Annotated in this window: 7 protein-coding genes; 3 read left to right on the top strand and 4 right to left on the bottom strand. The window is 29.9% G+C overall.

Translation table 11 applies throughout. From position 1 onward, the window contains the following. Together Q0352_RS12830 and clpB are read right to left on the bottom strand one after the other, a co-directional pair. Positions 1 to 450: histidine phosphatase family protein (locus tag Q0352_RS12830; protein WP_299528073.1), on the bottom strand; the 450-nt coding region annotated here is incomplete at its 3' end. A 193-nt stretch (positions 451 to 643) separates the two neighbouring features. Next, complete coding sequence (clpB, locus tag Q0352_RS12825; protein ID WP_299528070.1) at positions 644 to 3,232, bottom strand: ATP-dependent chaperone ClpB; 2,589 nt, start codon at positions 3,230 to 3,232, stop codon at positions 644 to 646. A gap of 168 nt (positions 3,233 to 3,400) precedes the next feature. Here clpB and ytxJ point away from each other — a divergent pair, with 168 nt between their 5' ends. Beyond that, positions 3,401 to 3,796: a bacillithiol system redox-active protein YtxJ gene (gene ytxJ / locus Q0352_RS12820; protein ID WP_299528068.1), complete on the top strand. Its 396-nt coding sequence runs from the start codon at positions 3,401 to 3,403 to the stop codon at positions 3,794 to 3,796. A 40-nt stretch (positions 3,797 to 3,836) separates the two neighbouring features. On the opposite strand, the gene Q0352_RS12815 is transcribed toward ytxJ, so the two are convergent. Continuing rightward, a complete protein-coding gene (locus Q0352_RS12815) occupies positions 3,837 to 5,030 on the bottom strand; it encodes a hypothetical protein (RefSeq protein WP_299528066.1) in 1,194 nt (397 codons plus the stop codon). 114 nt (positions 5,031 to 5,144) lie between these two features. Then, the gene (fahA, locus tag Q0352_RS12810; protein WP_299528064.1) at positions 5,145 to 6,434 is read right to left on the bottom strand and encodes a fumarylacetoacetase; all 1,290 of its coding nucleotides are present in this window, start codon (positions 6,432 to 6,434) and stop codon (positions 5,145 to 5,147) included. A gap of 113 nt (positions 6,435 to 6,547) precedes the next feature. Between fahA and glyA the strand changes: the two genes are divergently transcribed. Next, on the top strand, positions 6,548 to 7,822 hold the full coding sequence (glyA, locus tag Q0352_RS12805) for a serine hydroxymethyltransferase (protein ID WP_299528062.1): 1,275 nt from the start codon (positions 6,548 to 6,550) through the stop codon (positions 7,820 to 7,822). A 160-nt stretch (positions 7,823 to 7,982) separates the two neighbouring features. After that, the gene (locus Q0352_RS12800) at positions 7,983 to 8,693 is read left to right on the top strand and encodes a peroxiredoxin (protein WP_299528060.1); all 711 of its coding nucleotides are present in this window, start codon (positions 7,983 to 7,985) and stop codon (positions 8,691 to 8,693) included. The last annotated feature ends 199 nt before the right edge of the window (positions 8,694 to 8,892 follow it).

Below are 8,892 nucleotides of genomic sequence, written 5' to 3'. Positions count from 1 at the left end.
AATATATAAATTAGAATTATTTAGATCTTCTATTTCGGCGTATTTCTCATTTTCTAAAATAGCATTTACAAATAGAGGAGTAGTGTTACTATGCCCAACAACTAAAACTGTTTTATTTTTGGTTGTTAGTTTAAAATCGTCATTATATAATTCATTTGGATTATAAAACTTAATTTCTAAACTTTTACTTTCAGATGTAGGCGTTGCAGTTTCTATTGTCCTATTATAATTGGTTGAATAGATTAAATCAAAATCTACATTTTTAAAAACTGTGCTCCAATTTTCAGCTCTTTGTTGACCATTTTCAGTTAAATTCGGATTTTCGTTTGTCTTATCGGTTCTTTCCTTTTCAGCATGTCTAATAAAATAATACGTAGTAATTTCACTTTCTTGCGCATTAACTTTTAAAACACTTATTCCTATTAGTAATATGAAAATGATTTTTCTCATCATTATTTATTTAAATTAAAAAAACGAATTTACATAAAAAAAAGGTGATCTAAAAAGTGAATTAATTTCATTTTATCAAACTGAGCCTATCGAAGTTAATCTTCATTATCAATTAATAAAAATATTTCGACAGGCTAAATATGACATGAAATTTCACTTTTTAGAACCCTTTTTGGATTTTAAATTTTAGTTTCTATTTATTTCTAAACACAATTTTATCATCAAAAGCATCTAATAAAATATGGCTTTCAGAGGTTACTTTTCCTGATAATATTTCTTTTGAAAGCTGATTTAGAATATCTCTTTGAATAACCCTTTTAACAGGTCGCGCACCAAATTGCGGGTCGTAACCTTTGTTTGCTAGAGCTTCAACCAAATCTTCTGTATATTCAATCTGGATATCTTTTTCTTTCAACATTTTAATTAATCCGTTTAGTTGTAGCCTCACTATTTGTTGAATTTCTTCCCTATTTAAAGGTGTAAACATGATAATCTCATCAATACGATTTAAAAATTCAGGTCTAACAGTCTGTTTCAATAACCCTAAAACTTCAACTTTAGTAGTTTCAGTTATCAAATCACGTTTTTCCATATCCATTTTTTCAAATTTCTCTTGAATAATATGAGCTCCCATATTTGAAGTCATAATTATAATGGTATTTCTAAAATCGGCAACTCTTCCTTTATTATCTGTTAATCTTCCCTCATCTAAAACTTGTAGCAAAATATTAAATGTATCTGGATGTGCTTTTTCAATTTCATCTAATAAAATAACTGAATAAGGTTTTCTTCTTACGGCTTCTGTTAATTGACCACCTTCTTCATAACCAACATATCCTGGAGGAGCACCTACAAGTCTGCTAACCGCATGACGTTCTTGATATTCACTCATATCAATTCGAGTCATAGAATTTTCATCATCAAATAAATACTCTGCCAAAGCTTTTGCTAGTTCAGTTTTACCAACACCTGTTGTACCTAAAAATAAAAAGGTTCCCATTGGCTTTTTAGAATCTTGTAAACCTGCTCTAGATCTTCTTACAGCATCTGAAACAGCTACAATAGCTTCCTCTTGTCCAACTATTCTATTATGTAATTCATCTTCTAAATGCAATAATTTTTCACGATCACTTTGTAACATTTTAGTTACAGGAATCCCTGTCCATTTTGCAACAACTTCAGCAATATCATCTCTGGTAACTTCTTCTTTAATTAAAGCAGAATCTTGGTTCTCGGCTAATTCTTTTTGAAGTCTATTTGATTTTTCCTGTTCATCTTTAATTTTTCCATAACGAATTTCTGCTACTTTTCCATAATCTCCATCACGCTCAGCACGCTCAGCTTCCAATTTATAATTTTCAATGGCTTCTTTACTCGCTTGCGCATTTTCAACCAATTCTTTTTCGCTAACCCATTTCGCATTAATTTCGTTTCTGTCTTCTTTTATATTAGCCAATTCTTTTTTAAGAGAAGTTAGCTTTTTTTCATCCTTTTCACGTTTTATTGCCTCAATTTCAATCTCAATTTGCATAATTTTACGATCCAAAACATCTAATTCTTCTGGTTTTGAATTTATTTCCATACGCAATTTTGCAGCAGCTTCATCCATTAAATCAATCGCTTTATCTGGCAAAAAACGATTTGAAATATAGCGTTGAGATAACTCTACAGCAGCTATAATGGCATCATCTTTTATTTGAACTTTATGATGATTTTCATACTTCTCTTTAATACCTCTTAATATTGAAATAGCACTTTCTGTATCCGGCTCATTAACCATTACTTTTTGAAATCTTCGTTCTAAAGCTTTATCTTTCTCAAAATATTTTTGATATTCATCCAGGGTTGTTGCTCCAATAGCTCTTAATTCTCCTCGCGCCAATGCAGGTTTTAAGATATTTGCGGCATCCATAGCTCCCTGACCACCACCAGCACCAACAAGTGTGTGAATTTCATCTATAAACAATACAATTTCACCATTTGAAGAAGTCACTTCTTTAATTACAGATTTTAAACGTTCTTCAAATTCACCTTTGTATTTTGCCCCTGCTATAAGTGCCCCCATATCTAAAGAATAAATTTGCTTATCTTTTAAATTTTCTGGAATATCACCTTTTACAATTCTATGTGCTAAACCTTCTGCAATAGCTGTTTTACCTGTTCCAGGTTCACCAACTAACATTGGGTTGTTTTTTGTTCTTCGCGATAAAATTTGAAGAATTCTTCTAATTTCTTCATCACGCCCAATTACAGGATCTAATTTTCCGTCTTTTGCTAACTGATTTAAATTACGTGCAAATTTATTCAGTGAATTATAAGTTTCTTCTGCACTTTGAGAAGTTACTTTACTTCCTTGACGCAACTCGTCAATAGCTAATTTCATCCCTTTCTCAGTAACTCCCTGATCTTTTAAAATTTGAGAAGTGGTGTCTTTTGTATTTAAAATTGCTAGCAACAAATGTTCTATTGATACATATTCATCTTTCAAGTTTGAGGCTTCTGTAGCTGCTGTATTCAACATTTTAGAGGCGTTTCTCGAAAATGATATATCGCCACCAGTAACTTTAGCATAACTCTCTAAAGTTTTTTCAATTAAACTTTTTAACAAGTCAATATTTAATCCTAATTTTTTAAAAATGAAAGGTGTTACATTTTCATCAACTTCAAAAATTCCTTTAAGTATATGTGAATTTTCTATTTGTTGATGCCCAAGACTTTCTGCAATTTGTTGCCCTTGTTGGACAGCTTCTTGCGATTTTATGGTAAATTTATTAAAGTTCATAACGTTTTGTTTTTTTGTGTATATATTTGCAGCGTCAAAGAATATTCCAATTCATTAAAGGTAATCTAAATAAGTCATATTGTCTTATTTTTAAGGTGATTAACGACATTTTGTCTTTTAATGAAAGGTGTGTTCATATTTGAAGACTAACATATAAAAATAATAGAAATGGGAATATTTAATAGTTTATTTAAAGGTAGCAGTGAAGGTGAAAATGATAAAAAAATAAACTGGATTCTACTTACAGAAAGTAGCCAATTAGCAACTATAATTTCACAGTCAAACGAAAAGCCAATTTTAATATTTAAGCATAGTACCAGATGTGGAATTAGCAGAATGGCGCTTAAAAGTTTTGAAAGAGAATATGATTTAAATGAAACGGATGTTGATTTATATTTTTTAGATTTATTGAATTTTAAAGCAATTTCAAATGAAATTTCAGAAAAATTAGAGGTCCGCCATCAATCTCCTCAGGTTTTAGTTGTGAAAAATGAACAGGTTATTTACAGCGATTCACACTATTCAATTAGTGTGGATGCTGTTAAAAAGACATTATCTAAATAGTAAATTTCTCGACTGCGCTCGAAATGACATAAATAGAATTTTACCTAAAACGATTGTTAGAAATAATAGATTTAATTTTATTTTTTAAATCTTCGCCACTATCATAAACCATTTGCTCATTACTTGGAAACAGTACGTGTTTATATCTTAAAAAGTCTAAATTATCTTTATCAATAGCATCTTTATCTCCTGAATAAGTAGCGTAGTGATGCTCAAATACAAATTCACTAGCCAAAGGAAAGGCTTGAATTAATTGGTTGGTTTTTAAATCGAAATATTTTACTTGCCCAACAACTTGTACAGATTTAAATTGTGTGAATTTAGTTACTTTACTTTTCAAAGTTTTAAATTTATCAACCTTAATAGTATTTCCTAAACTATCTTTCACTGCATTTCCATTCTTATCAATTAAATATTGCCAACCATCTTTTACTTGCTTTTCTTGAACAATTACTTTTTCTCGAATTTGTTCAGGAGAAATATTAATTTCTCGTAAATTTAATTCTAATTCAAAATCATAAAGTTGCTTATGCTTAGGTTGTTTGTTATTATGGTAAACGGTCCAAAAATCATTTAAGTTGTACGTATCAAAATTTAATAAATCATCTTCTAAACGCATAGGAATTACCTGATTGGTTTTATTCTGCATATATACAAAGACAAAATCGGTTCCTTTATAATGTGCTTCTTCCAATAACACTTTCGTATTTTTATATTCAGGATTTATATCATATAAATATCTTAAATCATTATACGTATTTCTAAAATCGTCTTTACTTTCAGAATTTGTTAATGATTTTTTAGCATTTGTATACAAATAATCAGATAATTTATCTTTTGTAGTTATTAGGTCATTTGTATAATTTTCAAACTGAAATTTTGCATTTTTTCCTTTATTAATAATAGGAAGTGGGAGTAAAGGTTTTATAAGTTCTTGTCTGTTGTTTAGTAAAATATACCCATTATAAATACTTTCTAAATTTGCTGGATTTCCATCTTTTTTTTCAAATGCTATTTTTTCTTTATCCCTTATAGAAGCTTTAGCAAACGCCTCTTCAAGCATTAATACATATGATTGATTACTTTTTTTAGTTTTATGAGTTCTTAAGTTTTTTATTGCAATTTCTATGGCTTCATCATAATTACCATAGTTTATGGCTTCTTGTGTTTTTTTTACACTACTACAACTAACAACTGTGATTGCTAAAATTAAAAATATGGCTATTTTTTTCATCTAGGGATTTTTTAAATTTAATAAGAAAATAAGAATTACAATATCAATGCCAAAAGTAACTAAAAAACCCTAAAAAATTAATTTTAGGGTTCTTTATAATAATAAGTTAAGTTCTTATTTTTTCAATTTAACAGGAGGAAAAATTTTACCTGAACATTTACCAAAACCAATACTATAATTTTCGTTTTTACAGTAGCCACTTAATATTAAAGTGTCTCCATCATTTAAGAAAATACGAGACGTACCATCTTTTAGTTCAATTGGTTCTTTTCCTCCCCATGAGAGTTCTAACATTGAACCATAACTATTTTTTGTTGGTCCAGAAATTGTTCCACTACCCATTAAATCTCCAGATCGCACATTGCAACCATTAACCGTATGATGAGCTAACTGTTGCTCCATTGTCCAATATAAATGCTTAAAATTAGATTTACTTAATTCATTTAAATCACCATTTTCAGTTTCTAAAATAGCTTTTAATTTAATATCAAAACTATTATCTGTTCCTTTTTGTTGAAGATACGGAAGAGGAGTAAGATCTTGCTTTGGGCTTTCACATCTAAATGGTTCTAAAGCATCCATTGTCACAATCCAAGGTGAAATAGTAGATGCAAAGTTTTTCCCTAAAAACGGACCTAATGGTGCATATTCCCATTTTTGAATATCTCTTGCGCTCCAATCATTTAATAATACCATTCCAAAAATATATTCTCCAGCTTCATCAATAGAAATTGGTTCTCCAAAATTATTAACATCAGTAGTTATAAAAGCTGTTTCAAGCTCCATATCTAAACTTTTTGAAGGTCCAAATACTGGTGTTGATTCATTTTTAGGTAAAAATTGTCCATACGGTCTATGAATACGCGTACCAGAAACCACAATAGAAGATGAACGACCATGATAGCCTATAGGCATATGTAACCAATTAGGCATTAAAGCATTGTCTTTTCCTCTAAACATAACACCTACATTAGTTGCATGTTCTTTGCTTGAATAAAAATCTGTATAATCACCAACACTTACTGGCAACAGCATTTCTATTTCACTCATATCAAATATAATAACTTCTCTATGCTTTAAATTATCTCTTAATATTGGATTGTTAGCATCAAATACTTCTGCAATTCTATTTCTAACCAATCTCCAAGTTTTTCTTCCATCGGAAATAAAGTCGTTTAAAGAATCTTGCATAAATATATCATCTGTAAGAGGTATTTCGTTAAAATAGCCTAATTGATGAAAAGCGCCAAGGTCAATTGCATATTCTCCAATTCTTGTTCCAATGGTAATTATATCATCTTTGGTAATAAATACACCAAATGGAATATTTTGAATAGGAAAATCGCATTTTTTTTCAATATTTAACCATGATTTTCTGTCTGGATCATTTGCTGCTATTTTCATAGTTTATAAGTTTTATTTCTGTTAATAAAATTCTGAGTAAATATATAAGTTTATTACTAATTGCAAAACGAAATCGTTATTTTTGCGTTGAAATTTAAAAAAAACAATATATAATGCAACGTGACCAATTAATATTTGATTTAATTCAAGAAGAAAAAGAAAGACAAACAAATGGAATAGAGCTAATTGCTTCTGAAAATTTTGTGAGTGATCAAGTTATGGAAGCTGCAGGCTCCGTATTAACTAATAAATATGCTGAAGGCTACCCAAATAAACGTTATTATGGTGGTTGTGAAGTAGTAGATGTTATTGAACAAATAGCAATTGATAGAGCTAAAGAACTTTTTGGTGCTGAATATGTAAATGTACAACCACACTCTGGTTCGCAAGCAAATGCAGCAGTTTATCAAGCTGTTTTAAAACCAGGTGATAAAATATTAGGTTTTGATTTATCTCACGGTGGACATTTAACACACGGTTCACCAGTTAATTTTTCAGGAAAATTGTATAATCCATCATTTTATGGAGTAGACGAGGAAACTGGTGTTTTGAATTATGATAAAATTCAAGAAACTGCTGAGAAAGAAATGCCTAAATTAATAATTGCAGGTGCTTCAGCTTATTCAAGAGATATAGATTTTAAACGTTTCAGAATTATTGCTGACTCGGTAGGTGCTTTATTATTGGCTGATATTTCTCACCCAGCAGGTTTAATTGCTAAAGGAATATTAAATGATCCAATTCCTCATTGTCATTTTGTAACTACTACAACTCATAAAACCTTAAGAGGACCACGTGGGGGTATTATTATGATTGGAAAAGATTTTGACAATCCGTTTGGTTTAAAATTGAAGAATGGAAATCTTAAAAAAATGTCTAGTTTAATTGATTCAGCCGTTTTCCCAGGAAATCAAGGTGGACCTTTAGAACACATTATTGCTGCTAAAGCAATTGCATTTGGTGAAGCTTTAACCGATAATTTTTTACATTACCAATTACAAGTGAAGAAAAATGCTGCAGCAATGGCTGAAGCTCTTGTGAAAAAAGGCTATAAAATTATTTCAGGAGGTACAGACAATCACTGTATGCTTATTGATTTACGTAATAAAAATATTAGTGGAAAACAGGCTGAAAATGCGTTGGTAAAAGCTGATATTACTGTAAATAAAAATATGGTTCCTTTTGATGATAAATCTCCTTTTGTAACTTCTGGAATTAGAGTTGGATCTTCTGCTGTAACGACTAGAGGGCTAAAAGAGGCTGATATGATTGCGATTGTTGAATTAATTGATGAAGTAATTGTAAATCATGAAGATGAAGCTAGATTAGAACGTATTGCTGAAAAAGTAAACGAAATGATGGCTGATAGACCATTGTTTAAGTGGTAATTTAAAAATATATTATTTAATAAAAATCCTGCCTTTTGCAGGATTTTTTATTTCCAATTAATTAATAATTACACTGTGATTTTAGTTACAATATTATTTTTAATTATTTACTAACTTTAATAGTCCAACTAGAAATCATAAAATTTTAATATATATTATTATGGAAGTAACACAAGAATTCACAGCAATGCCTAGAATTGGAGATAAAGCTCCTGAATTTCAAGCAGTAACAACACAAGGTCCTATAAATTTTCCTTCTGATTATAAAGGAGACTGGGTTATTTTATTCAGCCATCCTGCTGATTTCACACCTGTTTGTACATCAGAGTTTATGACTTTTGCTACACAGGAAGAAAAATTCGCAAATGCAAATTGTAAACTAGTTGGTTTATCTATTGATGGTTTATATAGTCATATTGCTTGGTTACGCTCAATTAAAGATAAAATTGAGTATAAAGGAATGAAAAATGTTGAAGTAAAATTTCCTTTAATTGAAGACATTACTATGAATGTTGCAAAAAAATATGGAATGCTTCAACCAAATGAAAGTTCAACTAAAGCTGTTAGAGCCGTATTTTTTATAGATCCAAAGGGTATTATTAGAGCTATTATTTATTATCCACTAAGTTTGGGTAGAAATTTTGATGAACTGTATCGTGTTGTAGTTGCTTTACAAGCTGCTGATGCTTTTGAAGTTGCAACTCCAGCTGATTGGTATCCTGGTGATGATGTAATTATTGGTCCTGCAGGTTCTTGTGGAACGGCAGAAAACAGAATGGCAGGTAAAGAAGATATGGATTGTAAAGATTGGTATTTCTGTACTAAGAAAATAAGCAAAGATGAAATTCTTAGCAAAGTTTTAAAAAAGTAGATTAACCTTAAGAGGTTATTTGAAGAGTTAAATTATTGTCATTTCGAGTGAATTCGAGAAATCTATTAAAATACATTTCGACTGCGCTCAATGTGACAAATTGAGTTTAATATAGTTTTAAATAGCCTCTTTTATTCTATTGATGGTTAATCCTCATCATCTTCGTTGGCTCGTTCTAATAATTTATCATTAAAGTTTT

It is taken from the genome of uncultured Lutibacter sp. (genome assembly GCF_937891065.1).
Lineage (GTDB): Bacteria > Bacteroidota > Bacteroidia > Flavobacteriales > Flavobacteriaceae > Lutibacter.
This window is presented reverse-complemented; position numbering and strand designations above follow the sequence as displayed.